Here is a 22,296-nt window from a genome sequence, read left to right on the forward strand (position 1 = left end):
GGCTCAGAAGGACTTCGGCATCTGGAGCACGTGCGTGCCCACGTGGGAGAGGATCAGGTTTGTCGAAATCGGGGCGACTTGGTAGAGGCGCGTTTCGCGGAACTTGCGCTCGATGTCGTATTCCTCGGCGAAGCCGAAGCCGCCGTGCGTCTGCAAACAGGTGTCCGCGGCGTGCCAGGAGGCCTCCGACGCCAGCATCTTGCCCATGTTGGCCTCGGTGCCGCAAGGCTGGCCGGCGTCGAACAGGCTGGCCGCCTTCTGCACCATCAGGTTGGCCGCTTCGGTTTCGACGTAGTTGCGGGCGATGGGGAACTGGATGCCCTGGTTGGCGCCGATGGGCCGGCCGAACACCTCCCGTTCCCGCGCGTAGGCGCTGGCGCGGTCGATGAAGAAGCGGGCGTCGCCGATGCATTCCGAGGCGATCAGGATGCGTTCCGCGTTCATGCCGTCCAGGATGTAGCGGAAGCCCTTGCCCTCCTGCCCGATCAGGTTTTCCGCCGGGACCTCCAGGTTGTCGAAGAACAGCTCGGTGGTGGCGTGGTTGATCATGGTGCGGATCGGCCGGATGGTCAGGCCATTGCCGACCGCCTGGCGCAGGTCCACCAGCAGGACGCTCATCCCCTCCGTCGGCTTGGCGGCCTCGTCACGGGGCGTGGTGCGGCAGAGCAGGAGCATGAGGTCGCTGTGCTCGGCGCGCGAGATCCAGACCTTCTGGCCGTTGACGATGTACTTGTCGCCCTCGCGCTTGGCGAAGGTGCGGATGCGGGTGGTGTCGGTGCCGCTGGTCGGCTCCGTCACGCCGAAGGCCTGGAGGCGCAGCGTGCCCTCCGCGATGCCCGGCAGGTAGGCCTGCTTCTGCGCCGGGCTGCCGTGCCGCAGGATGGTGCCCATCGTGTACATCTGCGCGTGGCAGGCGCCGCCGTTGCAGCCCGAGCGGTGGATTTCCTCCAGGATCGCCGTCGCCGCCCCCAGGCCAAGGCCGGAGCCGCCGTATTCCTCCGGGATCAGCACCGACAGGAAGCCGCTTTCGGTCAGCGCGCGCACGAACTCCGTCGGGTAGGCGCGGTCCGCATCGAGCTTGCGCCAGTATTCACCGGGAAAGCGCGCGCACAGCTTGCGCACCGCGTCACGGATGTCCGGGAACGTCTCATCCCCAGCGGTAGGGACGGTCATGTCTCTTCCTCCTGAAACAGTCCTAATTCGGGCTTTCCAGGATGGTAGGGATCGGTTAAGGTATGCGTCAACGGAATAAATCTTATAACGGTTATTCCGGTATGATATGGGGACAAACGGAAGGTTTGCGGCATGGATTTTCGGCAGCTCGGCAACTTCCTGCATGTGGCGGAATTGCAAAGCCTGTCGCGCGCCGCGTCCGTGTTGCGGGTCGCCCAGCCCGCCCTGTCCCGCCAGATCAAGTCGCTTGAGGAGGAACTGGGCGTCCAGCTGTTGCAACGGCATGGCTGGGGCGTCACCCCCACGCCCGCCGGCCGGGTGCTGATGGAGCACGCCCGCCGCGTGCTGAAGGAGGTCGGGGCGGCGCGCGACGCCGTGCAGGCCTACCAGATGGAACCGTCGGGCACCGTCACCTTCGGCACGCCGACCTCGCTGGGGTCCGTGATGCTGCCGGGGCTGGCGGCGCGCTTCCGCCGGCAGGCGCCGAAGGTGCGGCTGCATCTGGTGGAGGGCTTCAGCGCGTCGATCCACGAATGGGTGCTGTCGGGCCGGCTGGACCTCGCCGTGCTGTACGAGACCAAGACCATGGGCAGCCTCGCGACCACGCCGTTGCTGGAGGAATCCATGGTGCTGCTGGGGCCCGCGGGGCGGTTCGGCCCGGGATCGGAGGTGGGCTTGGCGGAGCTGGATTTGGCGGAGGTGGCGGGGCTGGGCCTGATCCTGCCCGCCCGGCCGCACCGGCTGCGCCTGCTGGTCGACCAAGCCTTCGCGGAGCGCGACCTCGCCAGCGAGCCGATCCTGGAGGTGGACGCCCTGCCGGCCCTGATCGAGCTGGTGCGCATGGGCGAGGGCTGCACGCTGCTGCCCTTCTCCTGCGTGTCGGCGTTGATGGAGGAGGGGCGGCTGAGTGCGGCCGCCGTCGTCCCGGCCATCCGCCGCTCGCTGGTGCTGGCCCGCCCGCCCGACCGCATCCCGACCCCGGCGTCCGAAGCGCTGGAGCGCGCGGTGCTGGCCTTCATCCAGGCGCAGGCGGCGACGTTGCGCTGGACAGTTCCGAGAACTGCTGTGACCTCACCCGACGTCGAAGAATCGGGGAGCACGGCGGCCTGACCCAATCCAACGAGAAATTCAGGAGGAAACGATGCGGACTCTTGCTGCTTTGACCCTGGGCGCCGCCCTGGCGCTCGCCGCAACCTCGGCGTTCGCGGACCCGATCGTCATCAAGTTCAGCCATGTGGTGACGCCCGACACGCCGAAGGGCAAGGGTGCGGACAAGTTCAAGGAACTGGCCGAGAAGTACACCGACGGCAAGGTGAAGGTGGAGGTCTACCCCAACAGCCAGCTCTACAAGGACAAGGAGGAGCTGGAGGCGTTGCAGCTGGGCGCCGTGCAGATGCTCGCCCCGTCGCTGGCCAAGTTCGGCCCGCTGGGCGTGAAGGAGTTCGAAGCCTTCGACCTGCCCTACATCTTCCCGGACCAAGCGGCGCTTCAGCGGGTCGAGGACGGCCCGGTCGGCCAGAAGCTGTTCCAGAAGCTGGAAAGCAAGGGCATCAAGGGGCTGGCCTATTGGGACAACGGCTTCAAGGTGATGACCGCCAACAAGCCGCTGGTGAAGCCCGACGACTACAAGGGCGTGAAGCTGCGTATCCAGTCGTCGAAGGTGCTGGAATCGCAGATGCGGGCGCTGGGCGCCCTGCCGCAGGTCATGGCCTTCTCGGAGGTCTATCAGGCCATGCAGACCGGCGTCGTGGACGGCAACGAGAACACGCCGTCCAACGTCTACACCCAGAAGATGCACGAGGTGCAGAAATACGTGACGGTGACCAACCACGGCTACATCGGCTACGCGGTCATCACCAACAAGAAGTTCTGGGAAGGCCTGCCCGCCGACATCCGCACGCAGCTTGAGCGCGCGATGAAGGAGTCGACCAAGCTCGCCAACGACATCGCCCAGAAGGAGAACGACGACGCGTTGGCCGCCATCAAGGCCAGCGGCAAGTCGGAGATCATTACCCCGACGCCCGAGCAGAAGAAGGCCCTGCGCACCGCCCTTCTGCCCGTCCACAAGGAGATGGAATCGCGCGTCGGCAAGGACCTGATCGACGCGATCTACAAGGAGACGAACGTGGCGGGGCAGTGAGCCTGATTCCCTCAATCCCCTCTCCCGCCCTTCAATTCCCTCTCCCCTCTGGGGAGAGGGTTAGGGTGAGGGGGTCCAGCATTTGCCGAACTTTCCAGTCTCCCTGCAACCCCCTCACCCCGCCCCTCTCCCCAGAGGGGAGAGGGAGAAATGATCCCCATGACACCCCTTCTCTCCGGTTTGCGCGTGGTCGAGGTAACGGCCTTCATCGCGGCGCCGCTCGGCGGCATGACGTTGGCGCAGCTTGGCGCGGATGTGATCCGCATCGACCCCATCGGGGGCAACATCGATTACCGGCGCTGGCCGCTCAGCCAGCAGGGCTCCAGCCTCTACTGGACGGGCCTGAACAAGGCCAAACGGTCGGTCGCGCTGGCACTCGACAAGCCGGAGGGGAAGGAGATCGCGCGGGCGATTATCACGGCGCAGGGCGAGAACGCCGGATTCCTGCTGACCAACCTGCCGGCCAGCGGTTGGATGAGCTATGAGGCGCTGTCGCAGGCGCGGCCGGACCTGATCATGCTGCGGCTGACCGGCAACCCGGACGGGTCGTCGGCCGTGGACTACACGGTGAACTGCGCCAGCGGCTTCCCCATGGCGACCGGGCGCGGGGATGGCCCCGTCAATCACGTGCTGCCGGCCTGGGACGTGGCGGCCGGCCTCTACCTCGCCACCGGGCTGCTGGCGGCCGAGCGGCAGAGGCGCCTGACCGGGCGGGGGCAGGAGGTGACGCTGTCGCTGGCCGACGTCATGCTGGCGACGGTTGGCAACCTGGGCTACGTCGGCGACGTCCAGGTGAACGGGGCCGTGCGCCCGCCCATGGGCAACGACCTGTACGGCGCCTATGGGCGCGACTTCGCGACCGGCGACGGGCGGCGGGCGATGGTCGTCGCCATCTCCAACCGGCAGTGGCGGGCGCTGGGCAAGGCGACGGGGCTGGCCGAGAAGCTCGCCATGATCGGCCCGCTGATGGGCGTGGACATGGACGACGAGGGCGGGCGGTTCCAGGCGCGCGACGCCATCGCCGCCGTGCTCGCCCCCTGGTTCGCCGCGCGCCGGCTGGAGGAGATCCGCGCGGCGTTCGAGGGCACGGGCGTGCTGTGGGGGCCTTACCAGGACTTCGGCCAGCTAGTGGCGGAGGACCCACGCTGCTCCACCGCCAACCCGCTGTTCCAGGAGGTGGAGCAGCCCGGCGTCGGGCGCCACCTGATGCCGGGATCGCCGCTGGCCTTCGGCGCGGTGCCGCGCGGCGACGTGCGCCCGGCCCCACGGCTGGGCGAGCACACGGACGCGGTCCTGGCCGATCTGCTGGGCCTGTCCGCGGCCGAGATCGGCCGCTTGCACGACACCGGCGTCGTTGCCGGCGCGGTGGAGGAGTGATCATGGATCTGCTGAACGCCTGCCGCGCCGCGCTGGCCGCCGCCGAAACGCTGGGGACGGAAGGGCGGCGCGCCGTCGCCGCGCTGGTGACGACCGACAGGCGCCCGGACGCCCGCAAGCTGGAAACCCACCAGTTCGCCGCCCATGGGTTGGCGTGGCAGGCGACCTACGTCGCCGCGCTCCGCCAGACGCTCGCCTGGGCGGAGGGGTTGGCGAAGGAAGGGGCGCTTGGCGACGCGGAGGCCGCCATCCTGCGGCTGGGCTTCGCCGAGTATCTGGGCCAGCTGGCCGGCGGCATCCCCATGAGCCAGGTGGAGGTCGTCCGCCCGTCGGACCTGGGCATCCCGGCCGACGCCGTGGCCCGCTTCGTCGCGGAGTCCGGTCTGGCGGGGCTCGCCGAACCGGCGGCGCTGGAGGGCGCGCGGCGGCTGCTCGGCCATGCGGCGGAGGAAGGGCGATACGGCGCGCTGGCGCTCGGCGACGAGACGCTGGAGATGATGCACGGCCAGTTCACCCGCTTCGCCGACGCGGAGGTGGCGCCGCTGGCCCAGGACATCCACCGGCGCGACGTGCTGATCCCGCTGGAGCTTGTGGAGAAGATGGCCGCCCTGGGCGTCTTCGGCCTGACGGTGCCGGAGGAGCATGGCGGCCTGGGCCTCGGCAAGATCGCCATGTGCCTGGTGTCGGAGGTGCTGAGCCGCGCCTACCTCGGCGTCGGCTCGCTCGGCACGCGGGCGGAGATCGCGGCGGAGCTGATCCGGCTGGGCGGCACGGCGGCGCAGAAGGAACGCTGGCTGCCGCGCATCGCGTCCGGCGAGATCCTGCCGACCGCGGTGTTCACGGAGCCCAACACGGGATCCGACCTTGGCAGCTTGCGCACGCGGGCGGTGCGCGACGGGGACGTCTACCGCGTGTTCGGGGCCAAGACCTGGATCACCCACGGCGCGCGGTCCGACCTGATGACGCTGCTGGTGCGCACCGACCCGGGCACGGACGGCTACGCCGGACTGTCCATGCTGCTGGCCGAGAAGCCGCGCGGGACGGAGGACGACCCCTTCCCGGCCGCGGGCATGAGCGGCACGGAGATCCCGGTGCTGGGCTATCGCGGCATGAAGGAGTACGAGATCGCCTTCGACGGCTTCGAAGTGCCGGCCGACGCGCTGCTCGGCGGGGTGGAGGGCCAGGGCTTCAAGCAGCTGATGGAGACCTTCGAGAGCGCCCGCATCCAGACCGCCGCCCGCGCGCTGGGCGTGGCGCAGAACGCGCTGGAGCTGGGCACCGCCTACGCGCACCAGCGCAGCCAGTTCAGCAAGCCGATCCTCGCCTTCCCGCGCGTGCACGCCAAGATCGCCTGGATGGCGGCGGAGACGATGATGGCCCGCCAGCTCGCCTACTTCGCGGCGCGCGAGAAGGACAGCGGCCGGCGCTGCGACGTGGAGGCCGGCATGGCCAAGCTGCTGGCCGCCCGCGTCGCCTGGAGCAATGCCGACGCCGCCCTGCAAATCCACGGCGGCAACGGCTACGCCCTGGAATACCCGATCAGCCGCGTCCTGTGCGACGCGCGCATCCTGTCGATCTTCGAAGGGGCGGCCGAGATCCAGGCCCAGGTGATCGCCCGCGGTTTGCTGACCGGGAGGAATTGACCGACGGCTCCCGTTGGGGGACTCACCGCGTCGGTGGCAGGGTGCGGCGGAAGAAGTCGAGGATTTCGTCGTTCAGGCGGTCGTGGAAAGCGCCGCGGTCGAAGCCGGGCGGGTCCTGGGCGGGGGGGCCGATGCGGGCGGCGGCGCTGGCCGGGACCGGGGTCATGAAGGCGTAGTGGCCGGCGCCGGGCACGACCTGCACCTCCGGGGCTCCCGGCAGTTGGGCGGCGAGGCGGTCGATCTCCATCATGCCGGCGTCGTCGCCCTTCTCGGCCCGGTAGAGGCGGACCGGCAGAGTCACGCCGGCGAGCGCTCCGTCGCCGAACAGCGTGCCGACCGGGTCCATCAGCACCAGCGAGCGGATGCGCGGGTCGGCGGCCTTCGTCGGTGAGGGCGTGGAGGCGACGACGGGCTTGGCACCGGACGGGCACAGGGTGTTGCGCTCCGCGTCCGGCCCGCAGAGCTTGGCAACGCGGCCGAGGTCGGCGACCGCACCGCCGGCGACCAGCGCGGCGTAGCCGCCGGGGCCGAAGCCGACCACGCCGATGCGCGCCCGGTCCGCCCGCCAGCCGATGGGGGAGGAGTCCAGCACGGCGTCCAGCGCCGCGCGGAGCTGGTCGGGAAGCTCCGCCCACAGGGGCCGGGTGCCGATCCGCACGTCGCCGCCGGACGCGTTCGGGTCCCCGCCGCCGATGTGGGCCACGGTCGCGGTGATCATGCCGCGGCGCGCCAGGAACAGCGCGATGTCGACCATGGCGAAGCTGTTGCGCGACGGCCCCTGGGTGATCAGCACCAGCGGCATGGTGGTCAGCGCCGGCGCGCCTTCCGGTGCCACGTTGATGTGGTATGGGCCGCGGCGGATCGGCTGGACGGGATCGCGGGTGGGATAGGCCAGGAAGACGGGCACCTGCGTCCCGGTCGCCGGGTCGGGATACACGACCTGCGCCGCCGCCGCGCGGAACTGAGCCGGCGTTTCGGCTTTTGCCAGCGACGGGGCGCCGATCAGCGCGATTGCCAGGAACCACCAGAACCGCCGCATCAATCCGACTCCCCGTGCCGTTTTAGGCTACGCTGTTTTCAGGCTATGCTTGATGCCCAACGCTGAACCTCTGAAGATGGACAAGCGCCCGGCAATGGCAAGATGCGCCGGGAACCACAAGCTTCACCGTTTGGTCACCGCCGCGCCTCGGCGGTTCGAGGCATCATGGCCTGACCTATCACGCCAAGGACACGATATGTTGCGCCTTTCCCTTCCCGCCGCCCTGTTCGCCGTCGCGATGGTACTGTCCGGCTGTGGGGTCGTGGTCGCCACGGTCGACACCGCGGCCAGCGTGGCGGGGTCGGCCGTCAGCGTCGCGGGCGACGTCGTCTCGGCGACCGCCCATGTGGCGACCTCGCCCTTCCGCGGCGGGGACGATGAGAAGGACTCCAAGCCGGCGGAGTGACGGTGCGCGAGCGTCAGCGCGTGAAGAGGCGCCGCCACCAGGGGCGGCGGAGCCGTTGCAGCTCGGCCGCCAGGATGCGGCACTGGTCGCGCATGGTCTCATAGGCGGCGACCTCCGCCTCGCGGTCCTGGCGCAGCCCGTCGAGCGTGCCCATCAGGCGTTCGACCTTCCCGGCCAGCTCCGACGCGCGCTGCCGTTCGCGGCCTTCCGCCTCCCGGGCCTCATCGCGCTCGTTCTCCGCGTCGGCAAGTCGTTGGGTGAAGACCTGCTCCCGGGCTTCGGTGTCGGCGATCAGCTGGGCCACGAGGTCGCCGATCCGCTGGCGCTCCGCCTCGCGGTCGGCCTGGAGCCGGTCGAGCGCCACCGCGTGGGCGGTGCGCAGGGCGGCAATCTCCGCCGTGGTGTCCGACAGGCGCTGTTCGGCGTCCTGAAGGGCGTGGCTCAGGTCCTGCTCGCGCGTTGCGGTCTCGGCGATCAGCTGCTCAACCAGGGCGGTGACGCGCTCGCGGTCCGCCGCGTGGCCCTCGTGCAAGCGCACGACCTCGGCCTCGCGGGCATGCTCGGCCTGGGTGATGGTCTCGCGCCAGCGCTCCCGGTCGGCGGCGTGCTCGGCGACGACGCGCAGCCGTTCCGCCCGCTCGCTCTCCGCCGCCGACTCGGCCTTGGCCAGCTGCTCGCCCAGCGTGGCGATCTGCTCCCCATGGGACCGGAGCAGCTGCGCCGTGTTGGTGGCCGGCGCCTTGGCCCGCGTGCGAGGCGCGGGCGGCGGCACCGCCGAGGCCACGGGACGGCGCGACGGTTCCTCGCCATTGATCCCAGGGCCATTGGGCGTGGTCATCATGTCGGTCATCACGGCGCACCCCGGTAAGCCTGCCTAACACGTTAGAATAGCGCGTCGCGCGGCGTCCGCACAGGAACCTTTTTTGAAGGTGGAAGCGCGCAGGCTGCCACGGCGGCTTGCCCCTATTCCGGTTGCGGGCTTTTGCCTCAATTTTCGGGCGAGTTTTCGGGCAAATCGGCAAAAGAGCTGACTGTTAATCCGGTTTAAAGCGGGTTTAACGCCGGGCCTATGCTTTTCCGTTCGTAGTAACACCAATGATTGACAGTACGGGTTTCGATCGGTTTTCTCAGGGAAGACCAAAGGCCGGATCAAAAGGCTTTTCGTTAAAAAGCAAGTTGATCTCTCGAAGACTGTGGACGATGTGGAGAATCCCATGCGCGCTGTTCTGGTGGAACCGAACCCGCTGATCGCCGAGGCGCTCGGCCGGCAGCTCGGCATGGGCAAGATCCGCTACGACCGGCTGGACTGGCCGGAACTGGAAGAACTGCTGGCCGAGCAGGGCGGCGAGGCGCTGGGCTTCGACGCCATCGTGCTCGGTGGCTTGCCCGACCCGGCCGCCGCGGTGGCGTCCTTGCGCGCCCAGCGCGTCACCGCCGCGGTGCTCTGCCTGCTGGAACGGCGCGATGTCGCCGCCACCGTGGCGCTGCTGCACGCCGGCGCCGACGACGTGCTGGTCAAGCCGGTGGTCAGCGCCGAGGTGCGCGCCCGCATCGAGGTCGCCCGCCGCCGCGCCCGCGGCCTGGTCAGCAACGCCGTGCGGGTGGGCCGCCTGACCGTCTTCCTCGACGGCCGCGACCCGAATGTCGGCGGCGAGCGGCTGCGGCTGAGCCAGCGCGAGCACGCCATCCTCGGCGTGCTGGCCGCGCACCACCGCCGCGTGGTCTCCAAGGAGCACATCTACGACGAGGTCTACGGCCTGTCCGGCGCCGACCCGCTGGACAAGGTCATCGACGTCTACATCTGCAAGCTGCGCAAGAAGATCGCCGAGGCGACCGGCGGCGCCCGCTACATCGAGACCGTCTACGGCCGCGGCTACAAGTTCGAAGCCCCGCCCGAGCATGAGGAACCCGACACGCCGCCCCGCCTGCTGCGCGCCGTGACGCCCTTCAAGGGATTGGTGCGGCCGCCGTCGGCCCCGATCGCCGCGGTGGGGTGACAGGCGGGGGAGCTTCCAGCAGCGTTGGCGGCAGCATGCTGACAAAAACTGACAGCATGGCCGTCTAGGATCGGTTTCACCGGGCGGGAACGAACCAACAGCCCGCCGCTCCGATCCACAGAAACGCTGAAGGGAACCGCTGCCATGCTGAACGTCGATTTCGTCCTGCTCTACGTCGCCAACCCGACCACCAGCGCCGCCTTCTATGCCGACCTGCTGGGCCGCCCGCCGGTCGAGGCCTCCCCGACTTTCACGATGTTCGCCATGGAATCCGGCCTGATGCTCGGCCTGTGGTCGCGCAACACCGTGGCCCCGGCGGCCACCGCCCCGACGGGCTGCGGCGAGATCGCCTTCGTGGTGCCGGACGCCGACGCGGTGCGCGCCACCCACGAGGACTGGAGCCGCCGCGGCCTGCCCATCGCGCAAGAGCCGACGGCCATGGATTTCGGCTTCACCTTCGTCGCGCTGGACCCGGACGGCAACCGCCTGCGCGTCTTCGTCCCCGGTCCCCAGTGAGCGAGGGCCGGACCATGGGAAACCAGAGCATGGGCAACAGCCGCAACTGGATCGCCGTGGCGTCCGCCGAGCATGTGCGCATCGGCCGCGCCGGGGGCTTCATGCAGGTGTGCCACGGCAAGGCGGCGCCGCTGCGCCGGATCAAGCCGGGCGACCGCGTCGCCTACTACTCCCCGTCGGAGGTGTTCCGGGGCAAGGACAAGCTGCAACACTTCACCGCCGTCGGCACGGTGCGCGAGGGCGTGCCCTACCAGTTCGACATGGGCGGCGGCTTCGTGCCCTTCCGGCGCGACGTCGACTGGCTGAAGGCGGAAGAGGCGCCGATCCAGCCGCTGCTCGACGTGCTGGACTTCACCGGCGGCACGCGGAACTGGGGCTATCAGCTGCGCTTCGGCCTGTTCGAGGTCAGCGGCCACGACCTGGACCGCATCGCCGGGGCCATGAAGGCGGCGCTGCCGGTCTGAGGGGCCTCACACCACGGAGTCGGCGCTGAGGCGGCCGTCGAAGTCCAGCCAAGCGCCGGCCACGGGCCCCACGGTCAGGGTTCCCTTCAGGCCGGCGTCGGCGAGGGACGACGCGAAGCTCTCCTGCATGTCGGCCAGCATGGCCGAGGACAGGCCGCCCGCGGTCTGGAGCGTCACGTCGAGCGTCCTCCCCTCCCCCGCCGCGACGAGTTGGACGGCCCCCACCTGCCCCAGGTGGATTTGCAGCACGAATCCGCTGCCGGTCTGAAGCCCCTCCCCGTCGGCGATGGCGCACAGCAGGCCGCGGGCGGGGGATCCGTCCATCACCGGCACGCTGAGCACGCGCCAGGCGCGCCCGTCGGATGTCCGGCGGTGGCGGGGCGCCAGCGCCTCGTCCAGTTCGTCGAGCAGGGCGCCGCCGTCCAGGGCGTCGAGCGCCCGCGCGCCGTCTGGGCCGATCCAGTCGCGGGCTCCATCGGTCGTGGCGCACAGGAAGACGGCAAGCCCGAGGCCGAAGGTGGAATCGCAGTGCGGCAGCCCGCCGCGCAGCTCCTGCGCCGCCGGGGAGTCCAGCGCGTCCAGCACGGCGAGAAGGCGGGGGATTTGGACGACCGCGCCATTCATCAGTAGACCACCGCGTCGGCTTCGCCGGACTGTGGGATGACGATGGCGCCGTCGTCGGACAGAGCCTTGGCGACCTGGACGATTTCCGCCTGGGCGTCGTGGACGTCACGCATGCGGACCGGCCCCATGTTCTCGATCTCGTCCTGCAGAATCATGCGGGCGCGTTCGGACATGACGGACAGGAAGTGGTCGCGCTGCTGCGCCTCCGCGCCCTTCAGCGCGATGGCGAGTTGGCCGGTGTCGCAACGGCGGATCACCGTTTGCAGCGAGACGCGGTCCAGCCGCAGCAGATCCTCGAAGGTGAACATCAGCTGGCGGATGCGCTGGGTCGATTCCGGGAGCACGACGTCCAGGTCGGCGAAGATCTCGCCCATCGTGTCGCGGTCGATGCGGTTGAAGATGTCGGCCATCCGCTCGTGCGTGTCGGAGCCGTGGGTGCGGGCGTAGTTCGCCATGAACTCGTTGTGCAGGATGGATTCGATGTCCAGCAGCACCTCGCGCTGCACGGATTCGATCTGGATCATGCGCTCGATCACCTCCAGCCGCAGCGCCGCGGGCAGCAGCGGCAGCACCTTCGCCGCGTGGTCGCTGCGCATGCGCGACAGGATGACGGCGGCCGTCTGCGGGTATTCGCCCGACAGGTAGGTGGCCAGCACGCCCTCGTTCACGTTTGACATCTTCTCCCACATGGTGCGGCCGGCGGGGCCGCGGATCTCGCCCATGATCTCCGACACGCGGTCGTCGGGCAGGAAGCGGGAGAGCATGCGCTCCGTGCTGTCGTAGGAGCCGACGACGGAGCCGGTGTTCGCGAAGCGCTCCGTGAAGGTGCGCAGCAGCGCTTCCACGAGGTTGGAGGTGACGTTGCCGAGCCCGGCCATGGCGCGGCTGACCATGCGGATCTCGTCGTCGTCCAGCCGCTCCATCAGGCGGGAGCCGCGCTCCTCGCCCAGCGCCAGGAAGATGACGGCGGTCTTCTCCGTCCCGCTGAGGCTTTTGTAGTTGTCGCGGATCTTGATCGGCATGCCCATGTCGGTCCCCTCAGAAGGAACGGTCGGCGGCGGGGTGGCCGGCGGGGTCGGGGTCCGGCTCGGCCAGGGTTCGGTCGTGGCGGAAGGCGCCGGCCAGCACGCTGCCGGCGACCAGCACCATGCGGTGCGGCACCAGAGGGTTGGGTGCCAGCGCCGCCAGCAGCGCCAGGATGGTGGTGTCGTCGTCCACCGGGACGCCGCGCCGTCGCGCGATGGCGGTCAGGCTGTCGGCGACACCGTTAGAGGTTGGATGCGGGGCCATGGTCAGGTCACCCCGTAGGAGCGGATCAGGCTGTTGGCGATCAGAAACCAGCCGTCGGTCAGCACGAAGAAGATGATCTTGAAGGGCAGCGCGATCATCACCGGCGGCAGCATCATCATGCCCATCGCCATCAGCACGGCCGCCACCACCATGTCGATGACCAGGAAGGGCAGGAAGACCAGGAACCCGATTTCGAAGGCGCGCCGCAGTTCCGACAGCAGGAAGGCCGGCACCAGGACGCGCAGGTCGGCGTTCTCGGCGCTTTTCGGTTTTTCCATTTCCGCCTTTCCGGAGAAGCCGGCGAAGGCGGTCAGGTCCTTGTCGCGCACCTGGGAGACCATGAAGGCGCGGAAGGGCTCGACCATGCGTTCCAGCCCCTGCTCCTGCGTCACCTGCTCGTTCAGCAGCGGGCGCAGGCCGTCCTGCCACGCCGTGTCGAAAACCGGCCCCATGATGTGGAAGGTCAGGAACATCGCCAGACTGAGCAGCACCATGTTCGGCGGCGACTGCTGGAGCCCGAGGGCGGAGCGCAGCAGCGACAGCACTACGATGATGCGCGTGAAGGAGGTCGCCATGATCAGCAGCCCCGGCGCCACGCTGAGCACCGTCAGCAGAACGATGCCCTGGACGACCCGGCCGGACAGCGACGCCCCGTCGCCCAGCGCGTTCAGGTCGAGGTTGAGCGCCTGCGCCCCGGCCGCCGTCGGCAACAGCAGCAGCACGGGGAGCATCGTTAGAAGGACGGCAGGGAACGGGCGGAGGCTCATGGCGGGATGGCTCAATCGAGGCCGAGGTCGGTGCGCACGATTTCCGTCAGCGTGACGCCCAGGCGCTGATCCTCCACGATGACCACCTCGCCGCGGGCGACGAGGCGGTGGTTGACCAGCACCTCCACCGGCTCGTCCACCTTGCGCTCCAGCTCCACCACGGCGCCGCGGCCGAGCTTCAGGAGCTGGGCGACAAGCATGCTGGTGCGGCCGAGCACGACCTGCACGTCGACGGGGACGTTGTAGATGGCGCTCATGGTGCCGCCGGCTTGGCCACCATTTTGATCGGGGGTGGCCTTTTCGCCGGGCTTGGGGTCTTCGTCGAGGACGTCGAGGTTCAGTGGGCTCATGATGCGGATTCTTCCGTAAGGGGGGCCGTATGTGTGTCCAAGAGAGCGGCCAGCGAGCGGTCGCAGAGGTCGGCGACGGCGCGTTCCACCGCTTCGGGGTCGTGGCGCAGGCCGCCGGCTTCCCAGGCGGCGTCGATGCCGCCGGGCGGAATGGTCCGGTCGGCGACAATGTCGAGCGTGCCGCGGAAGCTGTGGTCCTCGGTGGTGGTCAGGCGGGCGCGGAGCGGTTCGGCGACGTCCGGGTGGACGCGGACGCGCAGCAGGGGCGACTTGCCGGCCAGCCGCAGGGCGTCGTGGGCCAGCCCTTCGGCCTCGGCCGGGCCGATCCGGTCCAGCAGGGCCGGGGCGATGCGGCGGACCAGCGCCACCAGCACCGCCGCCCCGTCCGCCTCGATCCCGCGCAGGGTGTCGGCGAAACGGTCGTCCAGGCTGGCGAGCTGTTCTTCCAGGCGATGGAGCGACAGGGCCAGCAGCACCTCAATGCGGGCGTTGGCCTCCGCCTCCCCTTCCTGGCGGCCCTGCTCCAGCCCGTCGGCGAAGGCGCGCAGCTCGGCGGCGGCGATGGCGCCCTGAAGGGCGCGTTCGGAATGGGCGGGGAGATCGAGCGGATCGACCGCCTCCGGTTCCGGCACCTGTTCCAGGGCGGCGGCCTCGCTCGCGGCCTGGGCGGTGCTGTCGAAGCGCTGGTCGAAGCGGTAGCGCGGGTAGTCCATCAGACCGCCTCCTCGTAGAGCCAGGAGCGAAGGATGTCGATCGCTTCATCCGGGTATTGGTCGACGATGTCGCCCAGCCGGCGGATGGATGAGGCACGGACCCGGCCTTCCACCGTGCGCAGCTCGATCAGCTGGTCCATGGTCTCCTCGATGTTCGGCAGCGCGGCCATGGCGGGCTCGCCCGCCTCCCCCATCTGCGGCGCCTGCGCCGTGCCTTCGGCACCCGTGGCCGGGGCGGCGAGCTGCGGCAGGACGGCGGGGCCGGCCAGGGCGGGCGCGGGGGTTTCCGCCGCGGCGGGCGGCGGGGCCGGGAAGACGCGGCGGATCAGCGGGCGCAGCCCCAGAACGATCAGCAGCCCGCACAGCACCAGCAGGATCACCCACTGGATCAGCGTCATGACGTTGCGGCTGAGCGTGTCGGCGATCTCGTCCATGGCGGCGCGCGGCGGGATCTCCGGCGCCAGCTCCACAAACTCCAGGTTGTCGACGGTGACCCGGTCGCCGCGCGCCTGGTCGTAGCCCATGGCGGAGCGGACCAGTTCGGTGATGCGCTGGATCTCCTCGGCCGAGCGCGGCTCGTAGCTGCGCGCGCCATCGGCGCCAGACTTCCAGGTGCCGTTGACCAGCACCGCGACGCTGACGCGGCGGATGTCGCCGGGCTCGATCACCGTTTCGCGCGCGACGTTGGAGATCTCGTAGTTGACCGTCTCCTCCTGCCGCTTGGAGTCCTGGGAGGAGCGGTTGTTCTGCGCCTGCGCCTGCGCCTTCACCTCGCGCTGCGGCAGGTTCTGCTCCGCCGTCACCGGGGGTTCGCCGGAGGTGTCGAGGCTGCGGTCCTGCTCCTGCACGGTCTGGGTGGAGCGGACGACTTGGCTTGCGGGATCGAAGCTCTGGCTGCGCACGACCTCGCGCTTGGTTTCGACGTCGACAGCAACCTGAACGCGAACATTGCCTTGGCCGAGGCGGGCGACGAGCATCTGCTCGATGGCGCGGGCGATGCGGGATTCGTGCCCGACGCGCAGCCCGTCGGCCTTGGCGGCGGTGACGGCATCACCGTCGTCCTCGGTCAGCTGCACCTCGCCCGAGGCGTCGAGCACGGTGACCGCGCCGGCCTTCAGGTTCGGCACGGCGGCGGAGACGAGGTGGCGGATGGCCAGCGCTTGGCGCCGTTCCATCGGCGCGCGGCCGCGCATGCGCACCACGACGGAGGCGGTGGGCTTGGGGGCGGTGCGCGAGAACTCCTCCCGGTCGGGCAGGACGATGTGGACGCGCGCGGCCTCCACCCCCGACAGCGTCTCGATGGTGCGGGCAAGCTCCCCTTCCATGGCGCGCAGGCGGTTCATGCGCTGCATGAAGCTGGTGATGCCCAGCGGCTTGTCGCTGTCGAACAGCTCGTAGCCGATGCCACCGCGCGACGGCAGGCCCTTTTCGGCGAGCAGCATGCGCAGGCGCGCCACGTCGGAGTCCGGCACCTCCACCGCCGTGCCGTCGAAGGCGGCGGCGACCGGCACGCCCATGGCCTCCACCGCCTTGACGATGCGGCCGGCGTCGGCCGGCTCCAGCCCGGTGTAGAGTGGCGTCATGTGCGGGCGGGACAGCAGCACCGCCATGGTGGCGACCGCTAGGACGATGCCGACGCCGGTGCCGCCCAGCACCAGCAGGCGCCCGCGGCCCAGCGTCCGCAGATTGTCGATCAGACCGGTCACGACATCCGCACCTTTAAAGTTTCCGAAAAGCGGGGCCCGTAATCTTCGCTCCAGGCACCGGACCACGGTACCGGTTCCGCTTTTAAGCGGAGTAAAAGCTGGAAACGTGGAACGTGAAGGAAGTCCGTAAAACTTGATCGTTTAAAATACTCGCTCAAATTTTCGGTAGTTTGGAGGTGCCGGTGGCGATGAATACAGACGCTGGAAAGGCGCAGACGGTGTTTTCCCGCCTGCCGGGCCGGCAGCGGATGTACGTCGTCGTGCTGCCGCTGGCCCGTCTGGCGCTGGGGGCGGCGTCGCTCTGCGGCGTCGCGGCGGCGGGCCTGGGCGGCTACTGGGCGGCAGTCGGCACCGACGGCGTCGCCCGGCTGTTCGCCGACACGCCAATCGTGGAGCGGTCGCAAATCACGCTCGACCTGCCGGAGCTGGTGGTGAACCTGCGGCCGGAGACGCCGTCGCGCTTCCTGAAGCTCGGCATCACGCTGGCCGTCGCCCCGAAGGATCGCGCCGCCGTGGAGCAGGCGATGCCGCAGTTCGTGAACGTGGAGCAGGAGTTCCTGCGCAACCTCGACCAGCACGACCTGCAGGGCTCCGCCGGGCTGCTGCGCCTGCGCGGCGAGCTGCGCCGCCGCTTCAACCTGACCCTGGGCCGGGACGCCGTCGCCGACGTCCTGCTGCGCAGCCTTCTCACGCAATAGCGGTTCCGGGAATTCCCAGAGGACGTCGATGAGCAACCCAACCGACCATGATACCGACCTCACTGGCTTCGACAGCGTCCTGGACGGCGGGGCGGGCGAGGCGAAGGCGCTGAGCCAGGAGGAGATCGACCGGCTGCTGGACTTCGCCGCCGCCCCGGCCGAAACGCCCGGCCAGCCCGGCGCCATCGAGCGGCTGGTCAGCTCCACCACGGTCAACAAGGACCGGCTGCCGATGCTGGACGTGGTCTTCGACCGCATGGTCCGGCTGCTGAACACCTCGCTGCGCCAGTTCTCCTCCACCAGCGTGGAGGCCAGCCTGCTGCGCATCGACTGGCTGCGCTACAACGAGTTCTTGGATACCATCGAGCTGCCGGCCCTGGTCGGCGTGGCGCGCGCGGAGCAGTGGGACAACCAGCTGGTCGTGTCGGTCGACAGCGCGCTGATCTACTGCATGATGGACGTGCTGCTGGGCGGCCGGCGCAGCCGCGCCCGGCGCATCGACGGCCGCAGCTACACCTCCATCGAACGCAAGATCACGGAACGGCTGGTCAAGGTCATTCTCCAGGACCTCAGCCAGTCCTTCGACCCAATCGCTCAGGTGGACTTCACCTTCGACCGGCTGGAGACCAACCCGCAGTTCGCCACCATCACCCGCGCGACCAACGCCGTCATCCGCGTGCGCATCGCGGTGGAGGTGGAACGCCGCGTCGGCCACGCCGAGGTGGTCATCCCCTACGCCACGCTGGAACCGGTGCGCGGCAAGCTGGTGCAGACCTTCATGGGCGAGAAGTTCGGCCACGACACGGTGTGGGAAAGCCACCTGAAGGCGGAGCTGATGCGCGCCAAGCTGGACCTCGTCGCCGTGCTTCAGCAGACGCAGGTGCCGCTGGGCGAGGTGCTGAACTGGGAAAAGGGCACGTCGCTGAAGCTGCGCATCGACCCCGACGCGCCGGTGATGCTGCAAAGCAAGACCACCCCCCTCTTCGCCGGCCACATGGGCCAGCGCAACGGCAACATCTCCGTCAAGATCGACACCGACCTGGAGACCAAGCAGGAGCTGATCGATGGTCTCTTTTCTCATTGACGCCGTGCTGGCGGTGATGTTGGTCACCGCCACGGTCTTCCTGGTGATCGTCAACAAGCGCCTGAAGGTGATGCGGGCGAGCCAGGGGGAGATCGGCGCGCTGATCACCACCTTCTCCAAGACGATCGACGAGACGGAGGCCTCCGTCCAGCGCCTCGTCGCCGCGGCGACCGAGGCATCGGCCAAGCTGTCCGACGGTCTGGAGCGCGCGAAGGGCGTGACCGAGGAGGTCGGGCTGATCCTCGGCTCCTGCGAGCGCGCGTCCAAGCGCATCGAGAAATCGGTGCAGGAGGCCCGCGCGCTGGTGCGCCGGCTGGAGGATGGCCCCGTGGTCCGCCCGCGGCCACGGCCGGTGCCGGTGGCGCCCGTCGTGGAGACGGTGATGGAGAAGGAGGATGCGGAGCCGGTTGCCGTCGCCGAGGAGCGCGACGACTTCCGGCCGATGCTGGCCTCCGCGCTGGCGCGGACGCAGGCGGAACTGGCGGAGTTGCGGGCGGAGCCCCGGTTGGAGTCTCCCGCGGACAGCGACGGCGCGCGGCAGGCCGCGGCCAGCGCCTTCTACGCGCGCCTGCGCACCGTCGGGACGGAGCGCTGAGCCATGCTGCGCGTCCTTCCCATCACGCTGGTCGCGATCCTGATGGTGCTGCCGCTGAAGCTCGGCGCCCTGATGGACGGCTTCCCGGTCATCGCCCAGCAGTTCGACCGCGAGTTCGGCAAGCACGACCGCCCCTGGGCGACCGACCTGAAGGGCGACGGCACGGCCGAGCCCGCCAAGGACGCCGTACCGCCGCCGGTGTCCATCGTGCCGCCCACGCCGGTTCCGACCCCCGTTGTTTCGACCGAAGTCGCGCTGGCGACGCCCAACTGCACCGACCCGGCTCTGCGCGCCGCCATCACGGAGCAGAAGGCCGACGTCGCCGCCCGCACCCGTCATTTGACGGAGGCCGAGGCCGTGCTGGCCGCGGCGGAGACGCGGGCCACCGCGCAGATCCAGCGGCTGGGCGAGATGAAGCGCGACGTGGAGGCGCTGATGCAGCAGCGCTCCACCCTCCAGCAGGAGGACCTGAAGCGGATGGTGTCGATCTACGAGACCATGAAGCCGCGCGACGCCGCGCGCATCTTCAACGACCTGGAGACGGACATCATCATCGACGTGCTGGACCGCATGCCGGAGCGCCGCTCCGCCCCCATCATCGCGGAGCTGGAGGACGCCAAGGCGCGCGAGGTCACGCGGCTGGTCCTGCAACGGCGCGCCCTGCCCGGCGACCGCCCGGCGCCCCAGGCGGCGACACGCGTGCAGCCGGCGGTGTCCTTCCCCGCCGCCTCCCTGTCGGCGAACTGACGCCATGCCCGCCCTACCCGACGCCATCGCTCCGCCGCCGCCCCGGCCGGTCCGCCCGGCGGAAACGCCCTCCCCGCGCGGAGAGGAGGACCCGTCCGGCACGCCCTTCGCGGACTTGCTTGAGGACGCGGATCCGGTGGACGGCGATGCCGACGACGAGGCGAAGCCGCCGAAAGGCGGCGCGCCGGCCAATGCGGACGCGGCACTCGCCGCGCTGCTGCCCTTCCTGGCGCCCCCGCCGCCACAGGCTCCGGCCGCGGCGGCTGCCGGGCCGGCCATGATGGCGGCGCAGGGTGACGGAGCCGCGGTGCCCGTCGATGAAGCCGCAGCCTTGGCGGCGCTGGCATCCGCTGCTAAAGCGGAAGCCACCATCGGCAACGCCGCGCCGAAGGGGGGCGACGCTATCCCGACGGCAGCGGCGATTCCTCTGGCCGCGGCGGAACCGCCGGGCGCAGCCATTCCCGTGGCCGTGCCGACGCCTGATCTGGTAGCCGCCGCACCACCCGATAACGCGATTCCGACGGCTGCGCTGTCCGTCCCGACGGCGTCGAGTGCTCCGGCCAAGCCGACCGACAAGCCCGTGCCGAAACCTGCGGACGCGATGCCGGCCGCCGCTGCGCCCGATGCCGGAGCGCCGGATGCGACGGCGCAGGCGGCGGTTTCCGCGGCGCCGGGTGCCGGCAATTCCGGGAACAACGGCAATGGTGCGGGAGCGAACGCGGGCGGCCAGCGCCCCTCCCCCGCTCCGGAGGTGGCGCTGGCCGCGCAGGCCCACGCCGACGCCGTATCGCCGGCGACCGTCGCCACGGTGCCGGCACACGCAGTGGCGCATTACGCCGCCAGCCCGGTTGAGGGGACTCAGGCCCCGCGCGTGCCGGCGGCGCAGCTGGCGCAGCCGCTCGTCCGGGTGGTCGAGGCCGGCGGTGGGGAGTTCCGCATCGACCTTGCCCCAGACGATCTCGGCCCCGTGCGCGTGGTGGCGGAGCTGCACGCCGGCCGGGTGGCGCTGACCATCCAGGCGGAGCACGCCGACACGCTGTCCATGCTCCGCCGCGACATCCACCATCTGGAGCGCGCGCTGAACGATGCCGGCTTCGAGCTGGACGGCGGTACCCTGCAATTCTCCCTGCGCGGCGACGACCAGCCGCGGGGCTTCACCTCCTCCCGGCAGGAAAGCGGGGGCCAGGGCGGCCCGCGCGCGGCGTGGCGGGAGGACGCCGTGCCGGCGGTGCCGGCCGAACGCGGCGCCGTCCTGCGCGACGGCCTTGTCGACATCAGCGTTTAGGCGCTTTCCAAGGACTTGCCATGACGACCACTCCGACCACGACCGGCACTTCGACCAGCAAAGCGGCCAAGGACGCCATCAATCAGGCGACGACCCAGAAGCTCGGCACCGCCGGGGCGACTGGCACCGATGCCAGCGCCAACGCCAACAAGCCGACGGTCGACTACGAATCTTTCCTGAAGCTGCTGACCGCGCAGCTGCGCAACCAGGACCCGCTGGCGCCCATGGACGCGTCGCAGTTCATGACGCAGCTCGCCCAGCTTTCCACCGTCGAGCAGGGGGTGCGGACCAACGACACGCTGACCCAGGTGCTCGACACGCTGAAGAACAGCGGCATGCGGATGGACATGGCCTATCTCGGCCGCAGCGTGGAGGTCTCCACCGACCAGCTGAGCCTGTCCGGCGGCAAGGCGCAAATGGCCTACGCGGTGGAGGGCGCCGCCGCCTCGGTGAAGATCGAGGTGCTGAACGACGCGGGCCAGGCGATCTACAGCACCGCGGGCTCGCCCCAGACCGGCCGCCAGACCTTCGCCTGGGACGGCAAGCGCACCGATGGCAGCACCGCGCCGGACGGCGTCTACCACGTGCGCGTCACGGCCAAGGACAAGACCGGCGCCGCGCTGAAGGCCGCCACCGTCGTGACCGACACGGTGAAGGAAGTCCGCACCGCCGACGGCGCCACCAAGTTCGTGTTGAAGGGCGGCGCCACGGTCAGCGGCACGGACATCCTGTCGGCGTCGTAGGCGCCCGCCTACCAAGTCCACGTGTTGGGCGGCGGGTTGGACAGGCCGTAGGTGGTCAGGTTTACGTCGAGGTTGTTGACGGTCAGCGAACTGGACCCGTTGGTGATCTCCGCCCCGAGCTGGACGCCGGAGATCCAATCGTCGCCCTTCAGCACGCCGGTCTTTTCCAGCGTGTCGATGATGCCGCCGAGGTCCAGCTTGCCGGACTGGATGTCCTTGTCGTACTGGACGGCGGTGTAGTCCCAGGTGCGTCCGACGGAATTGTCGCCTTCCGGTTCGTGGAAGATGTGTGCGGACCCCATGCCGTCGCTGAAGGTGCCGGTGTCCTTGCCGTCCGGGCTGAACCAGCCCGTGTGGACCCAGACCATCACCTCGTCCTGGATGTTCTGGCCGACCGCGTTCGGGTCCGGCTTGGTCCAAAGCGAGAAGGCGACGTTGTGCCCCTCCGGGTTCTTGCCGAGGTCGTAGTCGAAGTCGACGTTCAGGGACTTCACGTCCTTCACCTGGACCGGAAATTCCTTGTTCGTGGTGGCGTAGTCTTCCCAGGTATCGCGCCCGGCGGTGAGCGTCGGGTAGGACAGCACGGGGTATTTGTCCCACGGGGCTTCCCACCAGCGGTCCTCGGACGGGTTGCCGTCCGGAGCGCTCCACTTGATCGTGGTGCCGGCGGGATCGTGCGTGTCAGGCACGGTGATCGACTGGCTGTAATGCTGCCCGTCCGGGACGGCCCAGGCGTTCCACACATTGTTGTGCGCAACGAAACCGTCCATGCGGATCTCGTCGTCGTTTCCCGTGATGGTCTTGGCCATTCTTGTTCCTTCAGCAACGAAATGCGTATCGGCCGAAGTCTTACAGGTTGGGGCGACGACGATCCCGGTCGCACCGGTGGTGGTCTAACCTCAAGGATGAGGGATCATCGGGGCGGTTTATGGGGCATGG

The 22,296-nt window shown here is 69.6% G+C and carries 25 protein-coding genes; 14 read left to right on the plus strand and 11 right to left on the minus strand.

All coding sequences use genetic code 11. The annotated features are described in order from the left end of the window. Nucleotides 1-3 precede the first annotated feature (3 nt). Entirely contained in the window at nt 4-1,173 is a 1,170-nt protein-coding gene (locus M2351_RS22480; RefSeq protein WP_264658282.1) for an acyl-CoA dehydrogenase family protein, read from the minus strand. Nucleotides 1,174-1,305: 132 nt separating this feature from the next. Here M2351_RS22480 and M2351_RS22485 point away from each other — a divergent pair, with 132 nt between their 5' ends. From M2351_RS22485 to M2351_RS22500, 4 genes are all read left to right on the plus strand, one after another. Continuing rightward, nucleotides 1,306-2,283, plus strand: coding sequence for a LysR family transcriptional regulator (locus tag M2351_RS22485; RefSeq protein WP_264658283.1), 978 nt, complete (start codon nt 1,306-1,308; stop codon nt 2,281-2,283). Nucleotides 2,284-2,314: 31 nt separating this feature from the next. Next, nucleotides 2,315-3,313, plus strand: a complete 999-nt coding sequence (locus M2351_RS22490) for a TRAP transporter substrate-binding protein (RefSeq protein WP_264658284.1) — start codon at nt 2,315-2,317, stop codon at nt 3,311-3,313. A gap of 159 nt (nt 3,314-3,472) precedes the next feature. Beyond that, entirely contained in the window at nt 3,473-4,690 is a 1,218-nt protein-coding gene (locus tag M2351_RS22495; protein WP_264658285.1) for a CoA transferase, read from the plus strand. A gap of 2 nt (nt 4,691-4,692) precedes the next feature. Beyond that, the gene (locus M2351_RS22500) at nt 4,693-6,333 is read left to right on the plus strand and encodes an acyl-CoA dehydrogenase family protein (RefSeq protein WP_264658286.1); all 1,641 of its coding nucleotides are present in this window, start codon (nt 4,693-4,695) and stop codon (nt 6,331-6,333) included. A 22-nt stretch (nt 6,334-6,355) separates the two neighbouring features. Here the strand turns inward: M2351_RS22500 and M2351_RS22505 are convergent, their stop codons facing one another. Beyond that, nucleotides 6,356-7,372 (minus strand): alpha/beta hydrolase family protein, encoded by a 1,017-nt coding sequence (locus M2351_RS22505; protein WP_264658287.1) that lies wholly within the window; start codon nt 7,370-7,372, stop codon nt 6,356-6,358. A 196-nt stretch (nt 7,373-7,568) separates the two neighbouring features. Between M2351_RS22505 and M2351_RS22510 the strand changes: the two genes are divergently transcribed. Continuing rightward, nucleotides 7,569-7,778 (plus strand): hypothetical protein, encoded by a 210-nt coding sequence (locus tag M2351_RS22510; protein WP_264658288.1) that lies wholly within the window; start codon nt 7,569-7,571, stop codon nt 7,776-7,778. 13 nt (nt 7,779-7,791) lie between these two features. Here M2351_RS22510 and M2351_RS22515 read toward each other — a convergent pair whose 3' ends face one another. Further along, nucleotides 7,792-8,628, minus strand: coding sequence for a coiled-coil domain-containing protein (locus M2351_RS22515; RefSeq protein WP_264658289.1), 837 nt, complete (start codon nt 8,626-8,628; stop codon nt 7,792-7,794). A 364-nt stretch (nt 8,629-8,992) separates the two neighbouring features. On the opposite strand from M2351_RS22515, the gene M2351_RS22520 reads away from it, so the two are divergent. The 3 genes from M2351_RS22520 to M2351_RS22530 all read left to right on the plus strand — a co-directional run bounded on the left by M2351_RS22520 (nt 8,993) and on the right by M2351_RS22530 (nt 10,755). Then, nucleotides 8,993-9,775 carry a response regulator transcription factor gene (locus tag M2351_RS22520; protein ID WP_264658290.1) on the plus strand — a complete coding sequence of 261 codons (783 nt, stop codon included), beginning with the start codon at nt 8,993-8,995 and terminating at the stop codon, nt 9,773-9,775. Nucleotides 9,776-9,919: 144 nt separating this feature from the next. Next, nucleotides 9,920-10,291 (plus strand): VOC family protein, encoded by a 372-nt coding sequence (locus tag M2351_RS22525; protein WP_264658291.1) that lies wholly within the window; start codon nt 9,920-9,922, stop codon nt 10,289-10,291. A gap of 14 nt (nt 10,292-10,305) precedes the next feature. Beyond that, a complete protein-coding gene (locus M2351_RS22530; protein ID WP_264658292.1) occupies nt 10,306-10,755 on the plus strand; it encodes an EVE domain-containing protein in 450 nt (149 codons plus the stop codon). A 6-nt stretch (nt 10,756-10,761) separates the two neighbouring features. On the opposite strand, the gene M2351_RS22535 is transcribed toward M2351_RS22530, so the two are convergent. Genes M2351_RS22535 through fliF form a run of 7 tightly spaced genes read right to left on the minus strand, consistent with a single transcriptional unit; the run spans nt 10,762 to nt 16,205 of the window. Further along, on the minus strand, nt 10,762-11,379 hold the full coding sequence (locus tag M2351_RS22535; protein WP_264658293.1) for a hypothetical protein: 618 nt from the start codon (nt 11,377-11,379) through the stop codon (nt 10,762-10,764). Continuing rightward, entirely contained in the window at nt 11,379-12,407 is a 1,029-nt protein-coding gene (locus tag M2351_RS22540) for a flagellar motor switch protein FliG (RefSeq protein WP_264658294.1), read from the minus strand. Before M2351_RS22540 ends, M2351_RS22535 begins: the two co-directional genes overlap by 1 nt. Nucleotides 12,408-12,417: 10 nt before the next feature. Continuing rightward, entirely contained in the window at nt 12,418-12,669 is a 252-nt protein-coding gene (locus tag M2351_RS22545) for a hypothetical protein (RefSeq protein WP_264658295.1), read from the minus strand. Between the two features lie 2 nt (nt 12,670-12,671). Continuing rightward, nucleotides 12,672-13,436 carry a flagellar type III secretion system pore protein FliP gene (fliP, locus tag M2351_RS22550; protein WP_264658296.1) on the minus strand — a complete coding sequence of 255 codons (765 nt, stop codon included), beginning with the start codon at nt 13,434-13,436 and terminating at the stop codon, nt 12,672-12,674. Nucleotides 13,437-13,447: 11 nt separating this feature from the next. Beyond that, nucleotides 13,448-13,786 carry a flagellar motor switch protein FliN gene (gene fliN / locus M2351_RS22555; protein WP_264658297.1) on the minus strand — a complete coding sequence of 113 codons (339 nt, stop codon included), beginning with the start codon at nt 13,784-13,786 and terminating at the stop codon, nt 13,448-13,450. Further along, a complete protein-coding gene (locus M2351_RS22560) occupies nt 13,783-14,499 on the minus strand; it encodes a FliH/SctL family protein (RefSeq protein ID WP_264658298.1) in 717 nt (238 codons plus the stop codon). The genes fliN and M2351_RS22560 overlap by 4 nt, the downstream gene beginning before the upstream one ends. Next, nucleotides 14,499-16,205 carry a flagellar basal-body MS-ring/collar protein FliF gene (gene fliF / locus M2351_RS22565; protein ID WP_264658299.1) on the minus strand — a complete coding sequence of 569 codons (1,707 nt, stop codon included), beginning with the start codon at nt 16,203-16,205 and terminating at the stop codon, nt 14,499-14,501. Before fliF ends, M2351_RS22560 begins: the two co-directional genes overlap by 1 nt. Before the next feature lie 188 nt (nt 16,206-16,393). On the opposite strand from fliF, the gene M2351_RS22570 reads away from it, so the two are divergent. Genes M2351_RS22570 through M2351_RS22595 form a run of 6 tightly spaced genes read left to right on the plus strand, consistent with a single transcriptional unit; the run spans nt 16,394 to nt 21,357 of the window. Further along, nucleotides 16,394-16,903 carry a flagellar basal body-associated FliL family protein gene (locus M2351_RS22570; protein WP_264658694.1) on the plus strand — a complete coding sequence of 170 codons (510 nt, stop codon included), beginning with the start codon at nt 16,394-16,396 and terminating at the stop codon, nt 16,901-16,903. A gap of 28 nt (nt 16,904-16,931) precedes the next feature. Then, nucleotides 16,932-17,987 (plus strand): flagellar motor switch protein FliM, encoded by a 1,056-nt coding sequence (gene fliM, locus M2351_RS22575; RefSeq protein WP_264658300.1) that lies wholly within the window; start codon nt 16,932-16,934, stop codon nt 17,985-17,987. Continuing rightward, nucleotides 17,968-18,582: a DUF6468 domain-containing protein gene (locus M2351_RS22580; RefSeq protein WP_264658301.1), complete on the plus strand. Its 615-nt coding sequence runs from the start codon at nt 17,968-17,970 to the stop codon at nt 18,580-18,582. The genes fliM and M2351_RS22580 overlap by 20 nt, the downstream gene beginning before the upstream one ends. A 3-nt stretch (nt 18,583-18,585) precedes the next feature. Then, nucleotides 18,586-19,329: a MotE family protein gene (locus M2351_RS22585; protein WP_264658302.1), complete on the plus strand. Its 744-nt coding sequence runs from the start codon at nt 18,586-18,588 to the stop codon at nt 19,327-19,329. A 4-nt stretch (nt 19,330-19,333) separates the two neighbouring features. Further along, nucleotides 19,334-20,614, plus strand: coding sequence for a flagellar hook-length control protein FliK (locus tag M2351_RS22590; RefSeq protein ID WP_264658303.1), 1,281 nt, complete (start codon nt 19,334-19,336; stop codon nt 20,612-20,614). A gap of 20 nt (nt 20,615-20,634) precedes the next feature. Then, nucleotides 20,635-21,357, plus strand: coding sequence for a flagellar hook assembly protein FlgD (locus M2351_RS22595; protein WP_264658304.1), 723 nt, complete (start codon nt 20,635-20,637; stop codon nt 21,355-21,357). An 8-nt stretch (nt 21,358-21,365) separates the two neighbouring features. Here the strand turns inward: M2351_RS22595 and M2351_RS22600 are convergent, their stop codons facing one another. Continuing rightward, nucleotides 21,366-22,166: a GH12 family glycosyl hydrolase domain-containing protein gene (locus tag M2351_RS22600; protein WP_264658305.1), complete on the minus strand. Its 801-nt coding sequence runs from the start codon at nt 22,164-22,166 to the stop codon at nt 21,366-21,368. Between the last annotated feature and the right edge of the window lie 130 nt (nt 22,167-22,296).

It is taken from the genome of Azospirillum canadense, from assembly GCF_025961225.1.
In the GTDB taxonomy this organism is placed as follows: domain Bacteria; phylum Pseudomonadota; class Alphaproteobacteria; order Azospirillales; family Azospirillaceae; genus Azospirillum; species Azospirillum canadense.